Raw genomic sequence first — 23,747 nt, 5'->3', positions numbered from 1 at the left:
GGCCACCATCGTCAGAGCGCTCCCTTGGCGCTCGGGATGCCGACGACGCGCGGGTCGGGGGCGATGGCCGCCCGGAGGGCGCGCGCCACGGCCTTGAACTGCGCCTCGACGATGTGGTGGGGGTCGCGGCCGGCCAGGACACGCACGTGCAGGCACAGGCCGGCGTTGTAGGCGAAGGACTCGAGGACGTGTCGCGTCATCGAGCCGGTGAAGTGGCCACCGATGAGGGCGTACTGCTGGCCCTCCGGCTCGCCCTCGTGCACGACGTACGGACGACCGGCGACGTCGACGACGGCGTGGCAGAGGGCCTCGTCGAGCGGGACGGTCGCGTCACCGAAGCGGGAGATGCCGGCCTTGTCGCCGAGTGCCTCGCGCAGGGCCTGGCCGAGCACGATCGCGGTGTCCTCGACGGTGTGGTGCACGTCGACGTCGACGTCCCCCGTGGCCTTGACGGTCAGGTCGATGAGCGAGTGCTTGCTCAGCGAGTGGAGCATGTGGTCGTAGAACGGGACGCCGGTCGAGATGTCCGACGTGCCGGTGCCGTCGAGGTCGAGCCAGAGCTCGACGGACGACTCGGACGTCGCACGGGTGATCTTCGCGGTGCGGCTGGTGGGGCTCATGCGGGTGGCTCCTGCCGGTCGGCGCTGCTGGGGAGGATGTGGGCGGGGGCGAGGCGCGTCATGGCCTCGAGGAACGCTGTCGTCTCGTGGGCGTCGCCCGCCGTGACGCGCAGGTGGTGGGCGATGCCCATGTCGCGGACCAGGACGCCTTCGTCGAGCAGGGCGTCCCACGTGGCCTTCTCGTCGCGGAGGCCGCCGAAGAGGACGAAGTTGCTGTCGCTGGCGACGGGGCGCGCGCCGAGCTCGGTGAGACGGTCGACGATCCGGTCGCGCTGGTGCTTGATGACCTCGACCGTGCCGAGCATGACGTCGGCGTGCTCGAGGGCGATGCGGGCGATCGTCTGCGTCGGGCTGCTCAGGTGGTAGGGCAGCCGGACGAGGCGCAGCGCGTCGACGAGCTCGGGGGCCGCCACGAGGTAGCCGAGGCGTCCGCCGGCGAAGGCGAACGCCTTGCTCATCGTGCGCGTCACGACGAGCCTGGGGTGCTCGGCGAGCAGCGTCAGTGCCGTTCGCGTGCCCGGCCGGGCGAACTCGGCATAGGCCTCGTCGACGACGACGACGGCGTTCGGCGCCGCTTCGAGCACGGCACCGATGACCTCGAACGGCAGCGCCGTGCCCGTGGGGTTGTTGGGCGAGCAGAGGAACACGATCGACGGGTCGTGCGCTCGGGCCTGCTGGGCAGCCGACTCAGCGGTCAGGTCGAAGGCATCGGGATCGGTTGCGGCAGAGCGGAGCCCGTCGACCCATGTCGTGCCGTGCGTCTCGCTGATGATGGGGTGCATCGAGTAGCTCGGCGTGAAGCCGAGGGCGACCCGGCCGTGACCTCCGAAGGCCTGCACGATGTGCGAGAGCACCTCGTTGGAGCCGTTGCCGGCCCACACCTGCTCGGGCGTCACCGACACCCCCGACTGCTTCTCGAGGTATGCCGTCAGGGCCTTGCGCAGGTCGGTGAACTCGCGGTCGGGGTAACGGTTGAGGGAGGCGACGTCGTCGGCGAGCGCCTCGACGACGGCGTCGACGACGACCTGCGGCACGGGGTAGGAGTTCTCGTTGGTGTTGAGCCGGACCGGCACGTCGAGCTGCGGCGCGCCGTACGGTGTGCGACCGCGCAGGTCGGGCCGGAGCAGACGCTGGACCTCGTCGGCGGCGCTCGGCCGGTCGGTCGGTCCGTCGCTCACCGGGGCACCTCGTCGCCGAACCGCGCCGTCACGGCTTCGCCGTGGGCCGGGAGGTCCTCGGCCTGGGCCAGAGTCACGACGTGGCGGGCGACACCGCGCAGGGCGGCCTCGTCGTAGTCGACGACGTGGATGCCGCGCAGGAAGGACTGCACCGACAGCCCGCTCGAGTGGCAGGCGCAGCCGGCGGTGGGCAGGACGTGGTTGGAGCCGGCGGCGTAGTCGCCGAGGCTCACCGGGCTGTGCGGACCGACGAAGACGGCACCGGCGTTGCGGACCCGGGCCGCGACGCCCGCGGCGTCGCGGGTCTGGATCTCGAGGTGCTCGGCGGCGTACGCGTTGACGACGGCGAGACCGGCGTCGACGTCGTCGACGAGGACGATGCGCGACTGCGTGCCCTCGAGCGCCTCGGTGACGCGCTCCGCGTGCTTCGTGGCCGGCACCCGACGGGCCAGGGCGCGACGGGTCTCCTCGGCCAGCTCCTCGCTGTCGGTGACGAGCACCGAGGCCGCGAGCGGGTCGTGCTCGGCCTGGCTCACGAGGTCGGCGGCCACGTGGTCCGGGTCGGCCGAGTCGTCGGCCAGGATCGCGATCTCGGTGGGACCGGCCTCCGCGTCGATGCCGATGAGGCCCTTGAGCAGGCGCTTGGCGGCGACGACCCAGATGTTGCCGGGGCCCGTGACGAGCGACACGGGGTCGCACACGACCGGCTCGCCGTCGACCTCGCCCCACTTCGGGTCGTCGTCGACGAAGCCGTGCGCGAACATGGCGACCGCCTGGGCGCCACCGACGGCATACACCTCGTCGACGCCGAGGAGTGCGCACGCCGCCAGGATCGTCGGGTTCGGGTAGCCGGCGAACTCGCCGACGTTCTCGCGCTGCGGCGGTGACGCGACGGCCAGCGAACCGACCTCGGCGAGCTGGGCCGGGACGACGTTCATGATGACGCTGCTCGGGTAGACGGCGAGGCCACCGGGCACATAGAGACCGACGCGGTCGACGGGCACCCATCGCTCGGTGACGGTGCCGCCCGGGACGACCGGGGTCGTCGTGTCGGTACGGCGCTGGTCCGCGTGGACGATGCGGGCGCGACGGATGGACTCCTCCAGCGCGGCGCGCAGGTCGGGGTCGAGCCGGTCGAGGGCGGACTGCAGCACGGCCCGCGGCACCCGGAGGTGGGTCGGCCGCACGCCGTCGAACCGCTCGCCGAGGTCGCGCAGTGCCACGGCCCCGCGATGCTCGACGTCCTCACAGATCGGCCGCACCTGCTCGAGGGCTGCCGTGACGTCGAACTCGGCTCGTGGCAGGGCCTTGCGCAGGAAGCGCACGTCGAGCGTGCGCCCGCGCAGGTCGAGGGAGGACATCATGGGTCACCAGTCTAGAAGGCGCGGCCGGGGGCCCGGACCACGGTCTCACCGTGCGGAGCGAGGGCCTGGCGCCGCCGACGCGCCTGCCGAATCTTGGACCGGCACTGACGAAGGTCAGACCAACGACTGACCCGGCGTTCACGGCCGTTCCGAGACGCTCATCGGGCCACCGCCCGACCCGGGCCGTGGGTTGTGTCATCCACCCGACTCCCCCCGCCCGACAGGAGAACCCGTGCCCGTCGTCATCCCCAGACGTCGCATCGCCGCGGTCGTCACCGGCCTCGCCATCGTCCTCGTCCCGCCGAGCCTCGCACTCACCAGCGCTGCGGGCTCGCCGGCGACGACCCTGCCACTCCCCCGCGTCGCCCAGGCGCCCGCTCTGGCCGCGGCCGCCCCGATCACGGTGTCGCAGGCCATCGGGTCGCAGACCGGTCAGAGCGCGACCGTCCGCGGCTTCGTCGTGGGACAGCCGACCGCGACGAGCACCGTCGTGCGCTCGAACTTCCCCAACGACTACGCCCTCGCCATCGCCGACACCGCGTCGGAGACGTCGACGAGCCGGATGCTCTACGTCCAGATCCCGTCTGCGTTCCGGTCCTCGTGGGGCCTGAAGAGCAACCCCTCCCTCATGGGGCGTCAGCTCGACGTGACGGGTGCCCTGGCGGCGTACTTCTCGCACCCCGGCATGACCTCGACGAGCGCCTTCGCGTTCAGCGGCACGTCGACGACGAGCACGACGACGAGCCCCACGAGCACGGCGACGAGCCCGAGCCCCACCGGCACGACGAGCCCCTACGACTCGACGTACTACGCGTCGGCCGCCGGCAAGACCGGCTCAGCGCTGCACACCGAGCTGCACCGCATCATCTCCAGTGGGGTCACGACCCTGACCTACGACCAGGTCTGGACCGCCCTCAAGGACACCGACCAGGACCCGAGCAACACCAACAACGTCGTCGAGATCTACTCGGGGCGCTCGATCGCCAAGTCCGACAACGGTGGCGGCGTCGACCAGTGGAACCGCGAGCACGTCTGGGCCAAGAGCCACGGCGACTTCGGCACGGTCAACGGCCCGGGCACCGACGTGCACCACCTCCGGCCCGAGGACGTCACCGTCAACTCCACCCGCGGCAACCTCGACTTCGACCTCGGCGGGTCGGCGGTGTCCCAGTGCACCGGCTGCCTCAGCGACGCCGACTCCTTCGAGCCGCGCAACGCGGTCAAGGGCGACGTCGCCAGGATGATCTTCTACATGGCGGTCCGCTGGGACGGCGGTGACGGCTTCGCCGACCTCGAGCCCAACAACCTCGTCGGCAACGGAACCGCCCCCTACATCGGCAAGCTCTCGGTGCTCAAGCAGTGGAACCTGCAGGACCCGCCCGACGCGTTCGAGAAGCGCCGCAACCAGGTCATCTTCGACACCTGGCAGCACAACCGGAACCCGTTCATCGACCACCCGGAGTGGGTGACCGCGATCTACGGCTCCTGACCACGCCGCACGGTGCAGCCCGGGAACGGCCGTCTCACGACGTCTGGTCGATGAGCACGGCCGTCTCCCAGGCCCACTGGCGCCAGAGGTCGTAGCGCCCGGACCGGCCACCATGGCCCGCCGCCATCTCGGTGCGGAAGAGGATCTGCGCGGGGTCGTCCACCTCGAGGTCGGCATGCCGCAACGCGGCGACCCACTTGGCCGGCTCCGTGACGTAGACGCGCGTGTCGTCGAGGCCCGCCGTCACGAGCAGGCTGGGGTGGCGGGTCGGCCGGACGTTGTCGTAGGGGCTGTAGGACCTCATGAGCGCGTATGCCGTCGGGTCCTCGAGCGGGTTGCCCCACTCCTCCCACTCGACGACGGTGAGCGGCAGGCTGGGATCGAGCACGGTCGTCAGCGCGTCGACGAACGGCACCTGCGCGTGGACGAAGCGGAAGCGCTCCGGGGCAAGGTTGACCACGGCCCCCATGAGCAGACCGCCCGCCGAGCCGCCTTCTGCCGCAAGTCGGTCCGGCGCGACGATGCCGCTCTCGACGAGGTGGTCCGCACACGCGACGAGGTCGGTGAACGTGTTGGGCTTCGCCTCGAGCTTGCCGTCGTCGTACCACGACCGCCCCATCTCGGACCCACCGCGCACGTGAGCGATGGCGAAGACCCAGCCGCGGTCGAGGAGCGAGAGTCGCAGGACGGAGAACCACGGGTCGCTCGAGATGCCGTAGGCGCCGTACGCGTTGAGCAGCCCGGGAGCCGTGCCGTCGGCCGCGACGTCGTGGCGGTGCACGACGGAGATCGGCACGCGGGTCCCATCGGGCGCCGTGGCCCACTCGCGTCGCTGGCGGTACTGCGCCAGATCGACGTCGCCGCGCACGTGCTGCTGCTTGAGCAGCGTGAAGGTGCGGGAGCGGACGTCGTAGTCCTCCACGGTCCGGGGCGTCACGAGAGACTCGTGGACGACCTGGAGCGTCGGTGTGTCCGCCTCGGGGTTCACGCCGACGTGGAGCGTGCCGATGGGTTCCCCGACGGCGATGTCGTGCGCCTCCCCCAGACCGTTCGGGGCGGTCGGGTCGCGCAGTACGACCCGCACTCCGGTGCCGCCCTCCCGACGTAGCGAGACAGCGATGAAGTCGTCGAATCCCTCTGCGCCCGTGACGTACTCGTCCTCCGTCGTGACGTCCAGCGGCACCCAGTCGTCCGCCGTCGTGCTCGTCACGGGAGCCGTGGCCAGCTCGAAGTTCACGCGGTTGGCGTTGTGCGTGACGAGCAGCTGGTCGCCGAAGGGCTCGATGTCGTACTCGACGCCCTGGCGGCGTTCGGCCACGACCCGGGGGGTGCCCATCGGGTCGTCGGCCTCGAGGAGGCGGAACTCGCTCGTCGTCTTGGACCCGATGGCGATGATGATCAGCCGGTCGTCGCGCGAGGTGCCGACCCCGACGAAGAAGCGCTCGTCGGCCTCCTCGTGCACGAGCACGTCGGCCTCAGCGGGAGTGCCCACCTCGTGACGCCACACCTGGTGCGGACGCCAGGCGTCGTCGACGCGCGTGTAGAAGAAGTGACCGGCGTCGAGTGACCAGGCGAACGACCCGCCGGTGCGGCGCACGGTGTCGTCGAGGACGACTCCGTCGTCGATCCGGCGCACGCGCACGTCGTAGCGTTCGTCGCCGACGACGTCGACGGCATACGCGAGCAGGTCGCCGGACGGCGACACCTCGCTCACGCCCACGGCGAAGAACTCGTGGTCCCGGCCCTCCTCGTTCTGGTCGAGCAGCACCTGCTCGCCGACCGGCGGGCGCCCGGCGTCGAGGGTCGGCCGCTGCGGGTGGTCGGCGACGAGCACCCGCGCCTCGACCGCGTACTGCTCGCCCTCGACCGTGCGTGAGTAGTACCACCAGCGGTCGTGACGAACGGGCACCGACAGGTCGGTCTCCTCGATGCGCGAGCGGAACTCCTCGAAGACCTGCTCGGCGAGCGGTCGCAGGTGCTCGGTGCGCTCGGTCGCGTGGGCGTTCTCGGCCACGAGCAGCTCGCGCAGCTCGTCCGAGTCACGGTCGGCCATCCACGCGTAGGGGTCGTCGAAACGGTCGCCGTGGTGCTCGCGGGCGACGGGATCGCGCCGAGCGGTCGGGGGGTGCTGCATCCGGGCAGTCTAGGTCGCGGCCCCGGTCAGCCGGTGGTCGGCGTCAGCCTGACGACGGCGATGCGTCGGCTCACCTTCGCCTGGTAGGAGTCGAAGTCGAAGACCCGGTCGGTGAGCTCGGCCCAGAGCCTCTCACGCTCGGGACCGGTCACCTCCTCGCCGCGCACCGGCACCGCCCGGCCGTCGACCTCCACCGTGGCCGGGGCGCCGGCGCGGAGGTTGAGCCACCAGCCCGGTTCCCAGTCGGCGCCGCCGTTGGAGGCCACGACCAGCCAGCCGCCGTCACGGGCGAGGTGCAGCAAGGGCGTCGTGCGGCGCTGCCCGCTCCTGCGTCCTGTCGTCGTCAGCAGGAGCAGGTCACCACCTCGGAAGCGGCGCAGCCCGAGGCGCCGGACGACGACGTTGACGACCCGGTTGACCCGCACGAACAGCGCTCGCCTCATGGCGCCACGGTAGCGGCCGGACGCCGCGGAACGGCCCCTCCGGACACGACGCACGGCCCGGGATCGGTCGATCCCGGGCCGTGCGTCCTGCGGTGGTCAGTGGATGACGATCTGACCCTTCACGGTCTGCGTGCCGGAGTCGTAGGCCATGGAGCCCGAGGTCGTCGTCACGACGAGGCGGAACGTGTCGCTCTTGCCCTTGTCGCTGACGGTGACGACCGCGCGGTAGCCGGCGGTCCCGTTGACCGTGACCGGCGCCGAGAAGGTCGCCGACGAGCCGGTGACGACGAGCCAGTCGAACGTCGTCGTGGCGACGGAGAACGACGTGCCCGCGAGCCCGTAGGTGAACGAGCCGGACGGGACCGCGGCCCCGCTGCCGTAGGCGACGGAGAGCTCGAGACTCCCCTTGCCGCTGTGCGACGGGTTCGAGGTCAGGGCGCCGGCCGGGGACGCGATCGTGCCGCCCCCGGTGACGAAGCCGGCCGCGCGGTCGTAGACGACGACGCTCGTCGTCCCCGAGTCCGCGTTGCCCCACTGGTCGGTGACGGTGACGGTCACGGTGTAGATGCCCGCGGCCGCGTAGACGTGGCTGCCGCTCACCGTGCCTCCGGTGACGGTGCCTGCCGACGTCGACCCGTCACCCCACGCGATGCTCGCCGTGTGGGTGTCGAGGGGGTCGGCGTCGGTGAACGTCGCGCTGACGCCCGCCGGGGAGCCGACCGAGACGGCCGAGGTCGGACCGGTGACCGTGCCGACGACGGGGGCGGCGCTGGTCAGGTCGAGCCCGACGACGACGGGGTCGTGGTCGGAGATCCGGAACTGGTCGGGCGCGTAGAGGCTCGTGACCTGCCTGGCGGTCTTGAACTCGGTGTTGTAGTCGAGGATCGCGGGCTCGTCGGCGTTGACGTGCCAGTCGCCGACCCCCGTCACCTGGCTGCTGATCGACGCCGAGCCGAGCGCGTGGTCGAGGTAGCCCCACTGCCCGTCGAAGGCGTACGAGTACGCCTCACGCCCGTTGCGCTGCTCGATGAGGTTGGTGAAGCCGGCCTTCTCGAGCGTCGTGATCGGGTCCTCCTTGGCGTAGGAGTTCATGTCGCCGAGGATGAGGACGTCGGGGTCACCCGTGCCCGTGGGGTCGCCGGCCAGCCAGGTGGCGAGCAGCTGCGCCGAACGGACGCGGACCGCGGTGCAGTTGCCCTGGCCGTCGCCGGCGTCGGGCGCGTCGCACGCGCTGCCCTTGCTCTTGAGGTGGTTCGCGACGGCGACGAACGTGCCACCCGTCGAGTTGTCGCGGAACGCCTGGGCGAGCGAGGGACGGTTGCGCGGGCCGGAGTCGCCACCGTTGACGAAGTCGACCGAGTTGAGCGCTGCGGTCGTGCCCACGGGCGTCACCGCGGCCGGCTTGTAGAGCATGCCGACCTTGATCGCGTCGTTGCCGAGGGCGTCGGTCTGACCCGTGCGCGCGTCGGCGTCGATGAACGCCCACGTGCCGGCGCCGTCCTTCTCGTTGAGCTTGCCGACGAGGAACTGCTCGGCGCTGTCGGCGCCGTAGCCGTCGTTCTCCATCTCCATGAAGGCGACGACGTCGGCCTGGGTGCCAGAGACGGCAGCGAGCGTCTTGCGCCACTGGCGGTCGAACTCGGTGGACGTGTTGGCGCCGCGGCAGTCCATGACCGCGCCGGTGAGCCCGCCCCGGCAGTTGTTGCCGGTCGTGTCGAGCGTGTTGAAGAAGTTGAGCAGGTTCATCCCGACGACGCGGGTGTCGCCACCCACGGCGGGCGGGGTCGTCGGACGCGGGTTCGTCGGCTGGAAGTCGACGGTCGCAGTCGGCGAGACCGGGCGGATGCGGTACGCGTTGGCGCTGGCCGCGTTGCCACCCCACGTGTAGTTGAGGACACCGGTCAGGTCGGTGACGGTGTCGCCGCCGCGCAGCGTGTTGGCCGCGGTGAGCGGCTGGCCGCCGCGACCGAAGACGATCGGGTCGACGTTCTGGGCCTGCGTCGTGTCGTCGAGGATGATCTTGCGCAGGTTGTTGGACGTCTGGAGCGCCGCGGCGTCCGCGCCCGGGGCGACGACGTTGGTCGGCTGCTCGAGGCGGCCGCCCTCAGAGAGCGTGACCTGGCCGAAGCGGCCGAGCTGGAAGTGCTCGGTGACGGACATGTCCTGCGGGAGCGTGACGAGCATGCCCTCGTAGCGCTCGAGCGCCGTCGGGCTGGCCACGGGGAAGCGCACCTCGGTCGGGGCGACCGTGCCGGTGCCGCAGACCGTGACCGTGGCGGCGCTGACCTGCGTCTGGCCCTGGTTCTCGCCGACGTTGCCCGTCACGGTGACGACGTCACCGAGCTGGACGGCGTTGGCGTTGCTGCCCTCGAAGACGAAGATCCCGTCGGACGTGGCGGGGTCGTCGTCGCCCTTCGGGTCCTGGAGGAAGAAGCCGCGCAGGGCGGGAGAGGCGCCCTCGTAGTCGCCGACCACGACGCCGCGCGTCGTGACCGAGCCGGTGATGGCCGCGGAGTCGCCGCTGCCCTGGATGGCCGGGATCGGGGTCGCGGTGACCTCGCAGGGGTTGGCGGCCGGCACCGAGAAGCGCACGACGACGTCGGTGGCCGGGGAGTCCGGCGGGTCGATGGCGTCCCGGTCGGTGATGCCGTCTGCCGAGACGGTCAGCGTGCAGGCGTCACCGCGGGCGAAGTCGGCGGACGGGTCGAGCGTGAAGGTCGTCGGGCCGCCGGTGACAGCCAGGGTCTTGGTGCCCGAGAGGGAGCACGAGATCGCGAAGGCGCCGTCAGCAGCGTTGACCGGCTCGGAGAAGGTGACGGTCGTGCTGGCGTCGACGGCGACCGTGTTGGCGCCGTCGGCCGGCGTCGTCGACGTCACGCCGGGGGCGGCATCCGTGACCGGCCCGTCGACCGTGTGGCTGCCGAGGCCGTCAAAGGTTCCGGCAGGCAACGAGTCCCACTCCGTCGCGGGGTCGAACGCATCGGCGCTGTTCGTGTCGCCGGCCGTGATGTTCGCCTTGCGCCGCAGCGTGTGGTCGGCCGTCGTCACAGGCGAGGTGCCCCACGCGGCGCCCGGGTCGACACCGACCTGTCCGATGGAGTCCACGACAGCGGACCCCTTACGCAGCTCGATGGCGTCGTCGCCGTTGAACGTCAAGGAACCACTCAGCTGGTCGGCCGCGAGTATCGCGGGGTCGTTCGCCGAGTTGTTGTTCCCGAGGACGAAGGCGTCACCCGGCTGCACCGTGCCCAGCAGGGCGATCGACGAGGTCGAGGTTCCGCCGTTGATCGAGGTGAACAGGCTGTAGGTGCCGTTGAGCGTCACCGGGGCGCTCGTAGGGTTGTAGATCTCGATGGCCTTGTTGTTGCCGGTGGCCGGTTCGACGTACTCGCTGATGAACAGGTCCGTCGGTGCCGCCGAGGCCGGTGCTGCCGCGACGAAGGGGGTGATGCCCACGGCGAGCGCGGCGGTGGTGACCGCGGCGACCCGACGCAGGGCAGGACGAGATTGACGCATGGATTTCCTCCCTGGGACCGGCTCTTCCGCGCGGTCTGCGGGTCACCCTAGACCGCGGTCGACGGTCCCGCGCGTCGAGATGTCGTCCGATGTGCGAACACGTGGTGACAGGTCGGACACGATGGGTTTCGTCCCCTTCAGGACCCGGTGACCGGCCCCGTCCACGGGCCCGGCCAGCGGGCCAGCCGGCGGCGCGAGACGAACCGCCGCGGGGTGCCGTCGACGGGGTCGTCGAAGGCGAGGACGGCCGCGAGCAGCTGCAACGGGGTCGAGAAGTCGTCGAGGGGCACGTCGCGCTCCACGGGATAGAGGGGGTCGTCGACGATGGGGACGCCGAGGCCCTGGAGCTGGCACCGGAGCTGGTGGGTGCGGCCGGTGCGGGGGGTCAGGCGGTAGAGCCCGAGGTGCTCCCCCGCCCGCCCGGCGCGGGACGCCGTGTCGACCAGCTCGACGAGCGTCTCGGCGTTGGGCTCGGCCCCCTCGACCTCGTGGGCCTGGTGCGTGCCGTGCTCCTTGACGAGGTGCGTGCGCCGGACGAGGGGTAGCGCGAGCCCCTCGCGGACGGGTGCGACCGCGAGGTACTCCTTGTGCGCCAGCGACTCGGCGAAGACGCGTTGGTACGCGCCGCGCCACCGCTGCTCGGTCGTGAACATCAGGACACCCGCCGTCGGCCGGTCGAGGCGGTGGGCCGGAGCGAGACGGTGCTCACCCGTCAGGACGCGGGCGCGGGCCAGGGCGCTCTGCACGACGTGCCGGCCGCGGGGCATCGTCGCCATGTCGTGCGGCTTGTCGACGACGACGATGCGCTCGTCGCGGTGCAGCACGACGAGCTCCTCCGGGTGCACCACCTCGACCGGCAGGTCGCGGTGCGCCCAGACGGCCGACTGCGGCACGAACGGGGCGTCCGCCGGCACCGGCGCTCCCGCGGCGTCGACGAACTCCCCCGCCGCGAGCATCCGGTCGACCTCGTCGGGCGTCAGGCCCGGCGCGAGCCGCTCGACGAGGTGGTCGCGCAAGGATCCCCACGGTCCCGACTGCGGCATCCGGAAGCGCTGGGCGTCGACTCCGTGACGCGGCGGCAGCGGCGAGGGTGGGACCGGTCCGCGCGCCACCTCAGGCGGTCCCGTCGCCCGGCACGACGCGTACGACCTCGGCCTCGGCGCCGAGGAACGTGCCGTAGGCGGCGGCGGCCACCTCGACCTCGCGCCACCGGCGCGCGGACAGGTCGACGAACGGCGAGACCTCGACGAGCACGTGCTCGCGCTTCTGGACGCGCCGCCAGGTGCCCGCGACCTCACCGTCGACGACGAGCGTCGGCTTGAAGACCATGTTGCGGCCGGGCACGACCCGGACGAAGTGCTCGGGGGGCAGGGTCAGCTCGCGCGACTTGTAGCCGAGGAGGAACTCGTCCCACTGGGGCAGCAGGTGCACACCGCCGGGACCGTCGGGGACCGGGCGTGCATGGACGTGGGTGAGCCACGTCTGCCCGTCGAGGTCCGCGCGCTCGATCCGGTCGTCGACGAGTGCGAGCGCCTCGCGCGTGAGTCCGAGCGGCTTGAGGAGCCAGCCCGCGAGGTCCTTCTCGGTGACGGGTCCGTGGCTGCGGACGTAGCGCTCGGCCACGGTCGCCAGGCCTTCCTCACGGGACGGCTTGCGGGAGTGAGGAACCCAGGAGTCGATGAGGACGAAGCTCGGCTGCTTGCCGATGACCGGTCCCTGGCAGATGAGCCCGCTCATGCAGTGGTGCCCGATGAGGTGGTAGTTGCGCTGGTCGGTGGGGTCGATGCCGTGCTCGACGAGGAGGGCGGCGACGTCGGGACGGCTCATCGGCTCGCGGAGGTGCTGCTCGAAGAGTCGTCCGGACAGCTCGACGTCGGCCTCGGTGATGCCGAGCTGGGCGAACCGCGTGGCGAGCGTCGTGCTGCGGGGCGCCGCGAGCAGCTCGCACATCCACCGGGCGTCCTCGGCCGGGACCCAGTGGATGGTGCCGCGCATCGGCCACGTGCGCACGACCTCACGGTCGAGGACAGCCTGCTCGACCTGCTCGAGCGACAGTCCCGAGCGCACGCCGAGGGACCACACACCGCTGCCGTAGTCCTGGGCCTGCAGGGCACCGAGCTCACGGGCGACGGCGAGCGCCGACACTGCCCCGTCGCTCCCGAGCGAGGGCGCCAGGCCGAGCGCGGCCATCCGCGTCCGACGCAGCCGCCGGCGGTCCGCCTCGCGCATCAGCTGAGGCAGGCCGGACCGAGCAGGGCCTTGAGGTCGCCGAAGAGCGCTGAGGTGGCGTTGACCCGGAGCGAGTCGTCGAGGGACATGAGCACCGAGCGCCCGGGCTGGGTCAGCTTGACCTGGACCTCGGTCGCACCGGGGTGCTCCCCCAGGACGCGCTTGAGGCTCTCGGCCACGGCCGGGGTGGCCCGACCGAGTGGGAGGGTCAGGACGACCGGACCGCGCGGGCCCTCCTTGATGTCGGGGATCGTCAGCTCCTGGGCGAAGATCGAGATCGAGTCGTCGCGCGCACTGATGCGGCCCTTGACCGCGCACACGGTGTCCTGGGCGAGCATCGTCGAGTACGTCATGTACGCCGACGGGAAGAAGAGGCACTCGATGGCGCCGTCGAGGTCCTCGACGGTCGCGATGGCCCAGAGGTCGCCCTTCTTCGTGCGCTTGAGCTGGAGGCTCGTGATGAGCCCAGCGACGGTGACGGGCGTGCCGTCGGCCTTGGGGTCGTCGCCCATGAGCGAGGCGATCGAGGTGTCGGCATGCGTGGCGAGGATGTGCTCGATGCCGAAGAGCGGGTGGTCGCTGACGTAGAGGCCGAGCATCTCGCGCTCGAACGACAGCAGGCTGGCCTTGTCCCACTCGAGCGTCGGCACGGGCGGCAGGCCGTCGAAGGCACCCGGCCCGTCGGAGGCGCCGGCGTCGTCGTCGTCGCCGAAGCTGCCGAAGAGGCTGTCCTGGCCGATCGCCTCCTGCTTCTTGACCTCGACGAGGGCGTCGATGTAGCGCTCGTGGACCTCGACCATGCCGCGCCGGCTCTCGCCGAGCGAGTCGAACGCGCCGCCCTTGATGAGCGACTCGATGGTGCGCTTGTTGCAGACGACGGCGGGCACCTTCGAAAGGAAGTCCTTGAAGGAGGCGAAGGCCCCCTTCTCCTCACGGGCCTTGATGATGGCCTGGACGACCGGCAGGCCGACGTTGCGGATCGCGGCGAGACCGAAGCGGATGTCGGTGCCGACGGCCGCGAAGTTGGCGATCGACTCGTTGACGTCGGGCGGCAGCACCTTGATACCCATGTGCCGGCACTCGTTGAGGTAGAGCGCCGACTTGTCCTTGTCGTCGCGCACGCTCGTCAGCAGCGCCGCCATGTACTCGGCGGGGTAGTTGGCCTTGAGGTAGCCCGTCCAGTACGACACGAGGCCGTATGCCGCCGTGTGCGCCTTGTTGAACGCGTAGTCCGAGAAGGGGACGAGGACACCCCACAGGGCAGCGATCGACGCCTCGTTGAAGCCCTGGGACTTCATGCCCTCGGAGAAGGGGACGTACTCGGCGTCGAGGACCTCCTTCTTCTTCTTGCCCATGGCCCGGCGGAGCAGGTCGGCGTTGCCGAGCGTGTAGCCGGCGAGCTTCTGGGCGATCTCCATGACCTGCTCCTGGTAGATGACCAGGCCGTAGGTCATCCCGAGGATCGGGTCGAGCGCGTCGATCATCTCCTGCTGGAGCTTGCCCTTGAGCTGGGGGTCGAGCGGGACGACCTCCTGCTTGCCGTTCTTGCGCAGCGCGAAGTTCGTGTGGGCGTTGACGCCCATCGGGCCCGGTCGGTAGAGCGCGAGGGCCGCCGAGATGTCCTCGAAGTTGTCGGGCTGCATGAGGCGCAGCAGCGAGCGCATGCCGCCGCCGTCGAGCTGGAAGACGCCGAGGGTGTCGCCGCGACCGAGCAGGTCGTAGGTGGCACGGTCGTCGAGGGTCTTGGACAGCTCGTCGAGGTCGATGTCCTCGTCGCGGTTGAGCTTGATGTTCTCGATGGCGTCGTCGAGGATCGTCAGGTTGCGCAGGCCGAGGAAGTCCATCTTGACCAGGCCCAGCGACTCGCAGCTGGGGTAGTCGAACTGCGTGATGATCTGGCCGTCCTGCAGGCGGCGCATGATCGGGATGACGTCGACGAGCGGCTCGCTGCTCATGATGACGCCGGCCGCGTGCACGCCCCACTGGCGCTTCAGGCCCTCGAGGCCGAGCGCCGTCGCGACGACCTCCTGCGCCTGCGGGTCCTCGTCGTGGACGACGCGGAAGTCGCCCGCCTCGTTGTAGCGCTTGGAGTCGGGCTTGAAGACGTCGGCGAGGGGCATGCCCTTGCCCATGACGTCGGGCGGCATCGCCTTCGTGAGCTTCTCGCCCATCGCGAACGGGTGGCCGAGGACGCGGCTCGCGTCCTTGAGGGCCTGCTTGGCCTTGATCGTGCCGTAGGTGACGATCTGCGCGACGCGCTCCTCGCCGTACTTCTCGGTGACGTAGCGGATGACCTCACCACGCCGGCGCTCGTCGAAGTCGACGTCGAAGTCGGGCATCGACATGCGCTCGGGGTTGAGGAACCGCTCGAAGATGAGGCCGTGCGGGATCGGGTCGAGGTCGGTGATGCCCATGGCGTAGGCGCACATGGAGCCGGCACCCGAGCCTCGGCCGGGACCGACGCGGATGCCGTTGCGCTTGGCCCAGTTGATGAAGTCGGCGACGACGAGGAAGTAGCCCGGGTAGCCCTTGGAGACGATGACGTCCTCCTCGAAGGCCGCCTGCTTGCGGGCGTAGTCCGGCACCCCCTCGGGGAAGCGGCGCGACAGGCCGGTCTCGACCTCCTTGATGAACCACGACGTCTCGTCCTCGCCCTCCGGCACCGGGAAGCGCGGCATGAAGCGCCCCTCCCCCTCGGTGAAGGAGACCTCGCAGCGCTCGGCGATGAGCAGCGTGTTGTCGCACGCCTCGGGCAGCTCGCGCCACAGGTGGCGCATCTCCTGGGCGGACTTGAGGTAGAAGTCGTCGGCGTCGAACTTGAACCGGTTGGGGTCCATCAGGGTCGAGCCGGACTGGACGCAGAGCAGGGCGGCGTGGGCCTTGGCGTCCTCGGCGCGGGTGTAGTGCAGGTCGTTGGTGGCCACGAGCGGCAGCTTGAGGTCGCGCGCGAGGCGGATGAGGTCCTTCTGCGTGCGACGCTCGATGTCGAGGCCGTGGTCCATCAGCTCGACGTAGACATTCTCGTTGCCGAAGATGTCACGCAGCTCGCCGGCGACCTCGCGGGCCTCGTCGTACATCCCGAAGCGCAGCTTGGTCTGGATCTCGCTCGACGGGCAGCCCGTCGTGACGATGAGGCCCTTGCCGTAGGTCGAGAGGAGGTCGCGGTCGATGCGCGGCCACTTCGTGTACACCTGGTCGAGGCTCGCGATGGAGCTCATCCGGAAGAGGTTGTGCATGCCCTGGTTGTTCTGGGCGAGCATCGTCATGTGGGTGTAGGCGCCGCTGCCCGAGACGTCGTCGCGGCCGCCGTCGCCCCAGCTGACCTTGGTGCGGTCGGCGCGGTGCGTGCCCGGCGTGATGTAGGCCTCGACGCCGATGATCGGCTTGACGCCGGTGCCCTGGGCCTTCTTCCAGAACTCGTAGGCACCGAAGACGTAGCCGTGGTCGGTCGTCGCGAGGGCCGGCATGCCCATCCGCGCCGCCTCGCTGAAGAGGTCGCCGATGCGCGCCGCCCCGTCGAGCATGGAGTACTCCGTGTGCACGTGGAGGTGCACGAAGTTCTGGTCGTTGCGCGGGGCGGCTTCGGTCGACATCGTGGACGAGTCTAAGCCTCTGCGAGGACACTCCTCGGCGTGTCGGTTGGGGTGTCGCGCGGTCCGCGCGAACCGATCCTCCGCGAGCGGTGTTGAGGGGGCGTCGGGACGGCACCATGGTGCCGAGGCACGGTCGTCGGTGGGGGACGGAGGCAGCGATCGACACGTCCGAGGAGGCAGCGGCACTGGCTCGGGTGCGCGCCGGGGACGCATCGGCGTACGCGGTGCTCGTCACGCTGCACGCCCCGATCGCCAAACGGCTCGCGGTGCTCTCCGGCGCCGGGAGCGAGGCCGACGACGTCGTGCAGGAGGCGTTCGTGAAGGCATACCAGGCACTCCCGCGGTTCCACGACGGCGCGGGCTTCCGTCCGTGGCTGCTGCGGATCGTCGTCAACGAGACGCGCAACCTCCAGCGCGGACGGTCACGACGCACGCTGCGCGAGCTCCGGGTGGCCGCGGAGCGGACCGCGACGGACCCCGTCCCGGACCCGGCAGACGCCGCCGTCTCGCGCGACCGGCGCGCCGGGCTCCTCGAGGCGGTGGAGGGCCTGCCCGACGACCTGCGCGACGTCGTGACGTGCCGCTACCTGCTCGAGCTGTCGGAGGCCCAGACCGCCGGGACGCTGGGCATCCCGCCGGGCACGGTCAAGTCCCGGCTCCACCGCGCGCTGGGCTCGCTCCGGGAGGTGATGGCCGATGCCTGACCACGTCGACCTCGAGGCCGAGCTCGTCGCCCTCGGCCGCACGCTGGTGACCGAGCCGCCCCGGGCAGACCTCGCGTCGCTCGTGCTGGCCCGGCTGGCCGCCGTGCAGTCACCCGTGCAGTCACCCGAGTCGGCGGCCGAGCCGCCGTCCGAGCGGCCGCTCCACGCGGTGGCGACGGCGCCCATCGAGGCACGTCCCACCCGTGTCGCGAGGCGCCGGCTCGGCTGGGCGGCGGCGGCCGTCGTCGTGCTCGTGCTCGCTCTCGTCCCCCCGGTCCGGGCCGCGGTCCTCGAGCTGCTCCGCATCGGCGGCGTCGTGGTGCGGGAGGTCCCCTCGCCGCCGGCAACGCCCTCGACGGCATCGCCCACGTCCCGGACGGCGGGAAGCAGCACCGGGGAGGGCACTGGTGCGGGCCCGGCGAGGGCCGTGACGCTGAGACAGGCCGAGCAGGTCATCGGCGCGGACATCCTGACGCCCTCGGCGCTCGGCCCGCCGACGTCCGTCAGCGTCACGCACGACGGTCACGTCGGCGAGCTGGTGTGGGGGTCGGGCGCCGGGACGACCCGTCTCGACGTCTTCGTCGGCTCGTTGTCGTGGGGCTACCTCAAGACGGTGTGGGAGGCGGTCACGCCGACCCGTGTGGCCGACCACGAGGCGGTGTGGCTCGGGTCGCAGCACCGCGTCGAATGGGTGGACCGGACCGGGGACACGCACTCCGAGCCGCCGCGTCTCGCCGGGCCGACCCTCGTCTGGGTCGTGCCGTCCCCGGCGGGTGAGGTGACCTACCGCCTCGAGGGTGCGACCAGTCTCGAGGAAGCGCTGCGCGTGGCCCGGTCGGCGGGGTGAGCGCGAACCTCCGCGCCCGCAGCGGTGTTGAGGTGGCGTCGGCCCCACGCGCGGGCCCACTCGAGCCAGGAGAGCACCATGCGCAGACTCGCCCCTCTCGTCGCCGCCGTCGCGGCGGTGCTGCTCGTCGCAGCCGCGCCGCCTGCCTCCGCCGGTGGCCCGACCTCCGTGCTCGTCGTCGACTACGACGGGTCACGGGCCGCGGGCGCCCTCACCGGGAGCCTGGCCTACGCGAACCTCGAGAAGGCCCTCGACGCGTACAACACCCCCACCGGTGACGCGATGCCTGCGGCCTCGTTCATGGACTCGCGGGTCCGGCTGACGTGGCTGATCCACGACGTCACGCCGTGGCGCGTCGATGCCGTCATCATCGACGGCACCGACGTCTGGGTCGAGACGTCGATGAACCTCGCCGACAGCACGGACCTCTTCCAGGCGCCGACCGTGCTGCACCGACCCAAGGACGCCGCCCTGCTCCTCGCGACGCTGACCTCCCTCGGCGTCCACGGCGACACGAGACCTGTCTCGACGTCGACGTCCCCGCCTCCCGTCGCGCGCCCGGCAGCGGCCGCCGCAGGCGCGGCACCGGTGACCCGCGGCACCGGGGCGGACGCGGCCCGCGGAGCGGTGCCGTGGTGGCCGACGACCGTCGCCGCCGTGCTCGCGCTCGGGCTCGGGGTCGCCATCGGGCGGCGTCCGCGAGCAGGGTCTCGCGTCGTGAGGGCGACGGACACGCGCCGGGCGGACCCGGAGCGCCCCGCCCCGGTCGGGTTCAGCTCCGACGCCCACTCCGCCACACGGCATACGCCATGACCGGCGACCACCTTCACCCTCACGTCGAGGGTGAAGGTCACAAGGTCGCGATGATGTCGAGGGCGCGTTGGAGGTCCTCTGGGTACGCGCTCTCGAAGTGGACGTACTCCCCCGTGCCCGGGTGCTCGAAGCCGAGGCCCACGGCGTGCAGCCACTGGCGGTCGAGCTTGAGGCGGGCCGCGAGCGTGGGGTCGGCGCCGTAGGTCGTGTCACCGCAGCACGGGTGGTGCAGCGCTGCGAAGTGGACGCGGATCTGGTGCGTGCGGCCCGTCTCGAGATGGATGTCGAGCAGGGTCGCGTAGCGGAACGCCTCGATGACCTCGTAGTGCGTCACCGACGGCTTGCCGCTCTTCATGACCGCGAACTTGTAGTCGTGGCCGGGGTGACGGCCGATCGGCGCGTCGACGGTGCCGACCACCGGGTCGGGCAGCCCTTGGACGAGCGCGTGGTACGTCTTGTCGACCGTCCGGCTGCGGAAGGCTTGCTTGAGTCGCGAGTAGGCGGACTCGCTCTTGGCCACCACCATGAGACCGGACGTGCCGACATCGAGTCGGCTGACGATCCCCTGGCGCTCGGGGGCACCCGAGGTGGAGATCCGGTAGCCGGCCGCGGCGAGGCCCGACACGACGTCCGGTCCGCTCCAGCCGACGCTGGGGTGAGCGGCCACACCCACCGGCTTGTCGACGACGATGATGTCGTCGTCGTCGTGGATGATCGACATCCCCGGCACCGGCTGGGCGATGACCTGCAGGCTCGGGCTGTCCTCGGCGCGCGGCAGCGAGACCTCGAGCATGGAGCCGGCCGAGAGCCGCTCGGACTTCGCGACCGCCTTGCCGTCGATGACGACGTGGCCGTCGGCGGCGAGGTCGGCCGCCTTGGTGCGCGAGACGCCGAAGAGGCGGGCCACGCCCGCGTCGACGCGCTCGCCCTCGAGGCCATCGGGCACGAGCACCGTGCGCACGTCAGGCATGATCGCCCCCCTGACGCCGCGCGTCGTGCGTCTCGGAAGCGTCCGGCGTCCCGTCGGTCTGCTGCGTCATGTGGGTCTCGCCGTTCGTGGTGGTCTCGCCGGTGGTCTCGCGGGTGGTCTCGCCGGTGGTCTTGCCAGAGCGCTCGCCGGTGGGCTGGGCGCTGGTCTGGTCGGTCGTGGCGTCGGGAGCGGTCGCGGCCCGGCCGTGGTCGCGGCGGCCGTCGACGCCGATCCCGAGCAGGGCCAGGATGACGACGAGACACGCCGCGGAGACGATCCAGATGTCGGCCACGTTGCCGATGAACCAGCGGTTGTAGTCGATGAAGTCCACGACGTGGCCCTGGCCGCCGCCCGGAGGGCGGACGAACCGGTCGGTGAGGTTGCCGATCGCGGCTCCGAGCAGCAGGCCGAGCGCGATGGCCCAGGCCAGAGACCCGAGCTGGCGCGCGACGACGATGATCGCGACGAGCACCGCGAGGGCGATGCCGGTCATGACCCACGTGTTGCCCGCCCCGAGCGACAGGGCCGCCCCGGGGTTGCCGATGAGCTTGAGCCGGATGAAGTCTCCGACGAACGGGCGTGACTCGCCGTCGCCGAGCACGTCGAGGGCGACCATCTTCGTCACCTGGTCGGTGGCGAAGGCGAGAACGGCGACGACGCCGAGGACGATGAACAGTCGCCTGCGCCGGTCTGGCGTCGGGCGTCTCTCGTCGGCGGGCGTCGAACTCACGGTCTCGGTCGAGGTAGTGGTGGACACGCCGTCGACCCCCGCGCGGGGGGTCGACGTGGCGTGCGTGGGCGTCAGTGGCGGTCTTGCTTCTCCTGGCATGTCATGCACAGGGTCGCACGAGGACGGGCCTGAAGTCGAAGCTTGCCGATCGGGTTGCCGCAGTTCTCGCAGATGCCGTACGTGCCGGCCTCGAGCTGCTCGAGCGCGTGCTCGGCCTGGCGCAGGCTCGCACGGGCGTTGGCGGCCACGGAGATCTCGTGCTCGCGCTCGGCCGTCTTGGCGCCGGCGTCCGCCTGGTCGTCGCCCGAGCCGTCACCCGAGGCGCGCAGCAGGTCGTCGAGCTCGTCCTCCGCGAGCTTGAGCTCGACGCGGTGCTGCTCGATCTCCTCGAGCAGGACGCCGCGCACCTCGCTGATCTCGTCCTCGCTCCAGGGGCTCTCGTCGTCCTTGACCCGGAGCTGCTCGGCGATCTTGCGGGCGCTGGTGCGGTTCGTGGTGCCCGCGGCCTTCTTCGTGGTCGCGCGGGGGCCTGCCGTGGAGCTCGTGGTCACTGATGCCTTCTTGGTTCGTGTCGCCGGGGCCTTGGGAGCGGACTTCGCGCTCGCGGCTCCGGCACGGGTGGACGTCGTGGCGGGCGGCTTCGTCGCCGCCGTGGACCTGGTGGTGCTTCCAGCCGCCGGAGCGGACTTCTTGACGGGCGCGGCCTTTGTCGCGGCCTTCGTCGCAGCCTTCGTCGCCGTCTTCTTCGCTGGCGCGCCCGTCGCGGCCCGCTTCACGGCCGCCTTGGTCGCCGTCTTCGTCGCGGGCGTGGCCTTGGTCGCGGCCTTCTTCGCGGGAGCCGTCTTCGTCACGGCCTTCTTGGCCGGTGCGGTCTTCGTCGCAGACTTGGTCGCGGCCTTCTTGACCGGCGCCGCCTTCGTCGCCGCCTTCTTCGCGGGGACGGCCCTGGTCGTGGCCTTCTTCACCGGCGAGGCCTTGGTCGCAGCCTTCTTCGCAGACGACGCCGTGGACGCGGTCTTCGTCGCAGGCTTCTTCGAGGGCGCAGCCTTCGTGGCCGTCTTCGTGGCCGTCTTCGTCGCGGTCCTGCTCGCGGTCGCGGGCTTCGTCGCAGTCTTCGCCGCAGGCGCTGCCTTCCTGGCTGCGCCCGTCGCCCTGCTCGCGGTGGCCCGCTTGGCCGCGGTTGTCACCGCTGCCGTCTTCTTCGCCGCCATCAGACCCTCCGTCGCTCAAGCCGTCGACGCTGACAAGTGGGGCTGACAATAAGCCCCGCACGGGTCGTGCACAAACGCGAAACGCTTATGCGGGCGAAGTGTTCGTCCTTCGGATACACCTCAGGCCGCCCGGGACGATGCCCGGACGGCCTGTGTGCGTCTGTTCGAGGTGGGACTCAGCCCTGGTTGCCGTCTCCGGCACCGGCGTGCGCCGGCTCCTGGACGCTCGAGTCGAGGTCGTGCAGCTGGCCCTCGATGTAGGACTTGAGGTTGCTGCGGTAGTTCTTCTCGAAGCCACGCAGCTCGGCGATCTTGCGGTCGAGCAGGCCCTTCTGCTTGTCGAGCTCCTCGAGCAGGGCCGCCTTCTTCTGCTGTGCCTCGGCGACCATCCCGGTGGCCCGCTCGCGGGCCTCGGTGAGCATCTCGTCGCGCTTGGACGTCGCCTCCGCGATCATCTGGTCGCGCTGCGAGGTGGCCTCGGCGATCATCTGCTCACGCTGGGCCGCGGCCGCGGCCGAGATCTGCTCAGCCTGCTGGGTGGCCTCGTCGTGACGGCTCTGACCGGTGTTGATGAGGTCGTCATGGCGAGCCTGCGCCGCGGCGAGCAGCTCGCGGTGGCGGTTCTCGGCCTCGGAGATGAGCTCGTCGCGACGGGTCTCGCCGGCGGCCACGTGCTCGTCGTGCAGGCGCTGGGCGAGGGCGATGACCCCCGCGGCGTCGACGTTGCCCGTCGCGGCGGCTGCGGCCGGAGCGGCAGCAGCAGCTGCGGCCGGAGCCGGAGTCGGCGCCTTGGCGGCCTCCTCGCGCAGTCGTGCGGCGGTGGCCGCGGCAGCCTCGGCGTCGGCCTGGGCCTTGGCGGCCCGCTCCTCGGCGGCGCGGGCGTTCTCCTGCGCCTTGGTGAGCTTGCCCTCGGCGTCGGCGACCTGGGAGTTGAGGCCGTTGAGCTTGGCCTGCGCGTCGTTGAGCGCCTGCGAGTCGACGGCGGACTTGGCGGCCGCCTCGGCCCGCTCGGCCTCGGCCTTGGCGCGGTCGATGCGCTCCTTGGCGACCCGCTCGGCGTTCTCGGCGTCGGCCTTGGCCTTGGCCGCGCGGTCGGTGGCGGCCTTGAAGGCACGCTCCGCGTCCTGGATCTTCGCGGTGAGGCCGCCGAGCTTGGCGTCGTCACCGGGACGGCCGACGGCCGGCATGGCCGCCGTCGCACCGTCGGCACGCACGGCCGACTGGTTCTTGCTCGCGCGGCAGTCGTTGAGCTGCTTCAGGTAGTCGTCACGCTGCTCGATGAGCGAACGCATCTCCGCCACGATCTCGTCCAGGAAGTCGTCAACGTCCCGCTCCTCGTAGCCACGACGGAACTGCGTGGTCTGGAAGTGCTTGTTGAGCACCTGTTCAGGCGTAAGCGCCATGTGTCACCTCGATACAGACGTAATGGTTCGGGTCAACGGTATCTAACGTTCCGGTCACGAACCAAAGCCATGCTCACCGGTCGGCGTGTGCACACCCACCCGCATGGTGCGGGAGAGGTGACTGCCGGTCGGTCAGAAGAAGCTCGGCACGTTGAGAGCGAGAGAGGTCAGCAACATCAGGACAAGGAAGCTGAGGTCGAGTCGGACGCCACCGAGGCTCGGTGACGGGATGACCTTGCGCAGGGCGCGCAGGGGCGGGTCGGTCACGGTGTAGACGGCCTCGGCGAGGACCAGGACGACCCCGGTGGGTCGCCAGGACCGGGCCAGGACCTGCACCCAGTCGATGACGAAGCGGCCGATGAGGGCGATGAAGAAGGTGAAGACCACCACCCCGTAGATCGTCCAGAACGCGTCCATGTCGGTCAGTGTCCCTGATGTCGGGGCAAGAGTGTGAACCGGGGCCCAGGTCGATGGTTCTGTGACCCCGGTTCGCGCTCACGGCG

19 protein-coding genes are annotated in these 23,747 nt (G+C 71.1%); 5 read left to right on the top strand and 14 right to left on the bottom strand.

The features are described from left to right. Positions 1-11: 11 nt before the first annotated feature. From hisB to hisD, 3 genes are read right to left on the bottom strand one after another with little or no spacing between them, the layout of a single operon-like run. A complete protein-coding gene (gene hisB, locus H283_RS0116760) occupies positions 12-620 on the bottom strand; it encodes an imidazoleglycerol-phosphate dehydratase HisB (RefSeq protein ID WP_020144683.1) in 609 nt (202 codons plus the stop codon). Then, the gene (locus tag H283_RS0116755) at positions 617-1,798 is read right to left on the bottom strand and encodes a histidinol-phosphate transaminase (RefSeq protein WP_020144682.1); all 1,182 of its coding nucleotides are present in this window, start codon (positions 1,796-1,798) and stop codon (positions 617-619) included. Before H283_RS0116755 ends, hisB begins: the two co-directional genes overlap by 4 nt. Beyond that, on the bottom strand, positions 1,795-3,162 hold the full coding sequence (hisD, locus tag H283_RS0116750) for a histidinol dehydrogenase (protein ID WP_020144681.1): 1,368 nt from the start codon (positions 3,160-3,162) through the stop codon (positions 1,795-1,797). Before hisD ends, H283_RS0116755 begins: the two co-directional genes overlap by 4 nt. Before the next feature lie 232 nt (positions 3,163-3,394). Here hisD and H283_RS0116745 point away from each other — a divergent pair, with 232 nt between their 5' ends. Continuing rightward, positions 3,395-4,651 (top strand): endonuclease, encoded by a 1,257-nt coding sequence (locus tag H283_RS0116745; protein WP_020144680.1) that lies wholly within the window; start codon positions 3,395-3,397, stop codon positions 4,649-4,651. Positions 4,652-4,685: 34 nt separating this feature from the next. On the opposite strand, the gene H283_RS0116740 is transcribed toward H283_RS0116745, so the two are convergent. From H283_RS0116740 to dnaE, 6 genes are all read right to left on the bottom strand, one after another. After that, positions 4,686-6,785: a S9 family peptidase gene (locus tag H283_RS0116740; protein ID WP_020144679.1), complete on the bottom strand. Its 2,100-nt coding sequence runs from the start codon at positions 6,783-6,785 to the stop codon at positions 4,686-4,688. Between the two features lie 26 nt (positions 6,786-6,811). After that, the gene (locus tag H283_RS0116735) at positions 6,812-7,228 is read right to left on the bottom strand and encodes a nitroreductase/quinone reductase family protein (RefSeq protein ID WP_020144678.1); all 417 of its coding nucleotides are present in this window, start codon (positions 7,226-7,228) and stop codon (positions 6,812-6,814) included. Between the two features lie 96 nt (positions 7,229-7,324). Continuing rightward, entirely contained in the window at positions 7,325-10,744 is a 3,420-nt protein-coding gene (locus tag H283_RS26815) for an ExeM/NucH family extracellular endonuclease (RefSeq protein ID WP_020144677.1), read from the bottom strand. A 137-nt stretch (positions 10,745-10,881) separates the two neighbouring features. Next, positions 10,882-11,760 carry a pseudouridine synthase gene (locus H283_RS0116725; RefSeq protein ID WP_231372304.1) on the bottom strand — a complete coding sequence of 293 codons (879 nt, stop codon included), beginning with the start codon at positions 11,758-11,760 and terminating at the stop codon, positions 10,882-10,884. A gap of 97 nt (positions 11,761-11,857) precedes the next feature. After that, positions 11,858-12,973, bottom strand: a complete 1,116-nt coding sequence (locus H283_RS0116720) for a winged helix DNA-binding domain-containing protein (protein ID WP_231372303.1) — start codon at positions 12,971-12,973, stop codon at positions 11,858-11,860. Continuing rightward, positions 12,973-16,566: a DNA polymerase III subunit alpha gene (dnaE, locus tag H283_RS0116715; protein ID WP_020144674.1), complete on the bottom strand. Its 3,594-nt coding sequence runs from the start codon at positions 16,564-16,566 to the stop codon at positions 12,973-12,975. The genes H283_RS0116720 and dnaE overlap by 1 nt, the downstream gene beginning before the upstream one ends. Positions 16,567-16,682: 116 nt before the next feature. Here dnaE and H283_RS0116710 point away from each other — a divergent pair, with 116 nt between their 5' ends. The 3 genes from H283_RS0116710 (at position 16,683) to H283_RS0116700 (ending at position 18,930) form a co-directional block, all read left to right on the top strand. Further along, positions 16,683-17,270, top strand: a complete 588-nt coding sequence (locus tag H283_RS0116710) for an RNA polymerase sigma factor (RefSeq protein ID WP_020144673.1) — start codon at positions 16,683-16,685, stop codon at positions 17,268-17,270. Next, positions 17,263-18,117 carry a hypothetical protein gene (locus H283_RS0116705; protein ID WP_020144672.1) on the top strand — a complete coding sequence of 285 codons (855 nt, stop codon included), beginning with the start codon at positions 17,263-17,265 and terminating at the stop codon, positions 18,115-18,117. Before H283_RS0116710 ends, H283_RS0116705 begins: the two co-directional genes overlap by 8 nt. A 78-nt stretch (positions 18,118-18,195) precedes the next feature. Continuing rightward, a complete protein-coding gene (locus H283_RS0116700) occupies positions 18,196-18,930 on the top strand; it encodes a hypothetical protein (protein WP_020144671.1) in 735 nt (244 codons plus the stop codon). A 37-nt stretch (positions 18,931-18,967) separates the two neighbouring features. Here H283_RS0116700 and H283_RS0116695 read toward each other — a convergent pair whose 3' ends face one another. From H283_RS0116695 to H283_RS28480, 3 genes are all read right to left on the bottom strand, one after another. After that, a complete protein-coding gene (locus H283_RS0116695) occupies positions 18,968-19,900 on the bottom strand; it encodes an RluA family pseudouridine synthase (RefSeq protein WP_020144670.1) in 933 nt (310 codons plus the stop codon). Further along, positions 19,893-20,630 carry a signal peptidase II gene (gene lspA, locus H283_RS0116690; protein ID WP_028785670.1) on the bottom strand — a complete coding sequence of 246 codons (738 nt, stop codon included), beginning with the start codon at positions 20,628-20,630 and terminating at the stop codon, positions 19,893-19,895. Before lspA ends, H283_RS0116695 begins: the two co-directional genes overlap by 8 nt. Positions 20,631-20,701: 71 nt before the next feature. Beyond that, the gene (locus H283_RS28480; RefSeq protein ID WP_020144668.1) at positions 20,702-21,181 is read right to left on the bottom strand and encodes a TraR/DksA C4-type zinc finger protein; all 480 of its coding nucleotides are present in this window, start codon (positions 21,179-21,181) and stop codon (positions 20,702-20,704) included. A 31-nt stretch (positions 21,182-21,212) separates the two neighbouring features. Here H283_RS28480 and H283_RS28475 point away from each other — a divergent pair, with 31 nt between their 5' ends. After that, positions 21,213-21,887, top strand: a complete 675-nt coding sequence (locus H283_RS28475; protein WP_231372302.1) for a hypothetical protein — start codon at positions 21,213-21,215, stop codon at positions 21,885-21,887. 130 nt (positions 21,888-22,017) lie between these two features. On the opposite strand, the gene H283_RS0116675 is transcribed toward H283_RS28475, so the two are convergent. Together H283_RS0116675 and H283_RS0116670 are read right to left on the bottom strand one after the other, a co-directional pair. Continuing rightward, entirely contained in the window at positions 22,018-23,244 is a 1,227-nt protein-coding gene (locus H283_RS0116675) for a DivIVA domain-containing protein (protein ID WP_028785669.1), read from the bottom strand. Between the two features lie 132 nt (positions 23,245-23,376). Next, positions 23,377-23,661, bottom strand: coding sequence for a YggT family protein (locus tag H283_RS0116670; RefSeq protein ID WP_020144665.1), 285 nt, complete (start codon positions 23,659-23,661; stop codon positions 23,377-23,379). Between the last annotated feature and the right edge of the window lie 86 nt (positions 23,662-23,747).

It is taken from the genome of Terracoccus sp. 273MFTsu3.1, assembly GCF_000383675.1.
GTDB lineage: Bacteria > Actinomycetota > Actinomycetes > Actinomycetales > Dermatophilaceae > Terrabacter.
This window is presented reverse-complemented; position numbering and strand designations above follow the sequence as displayed.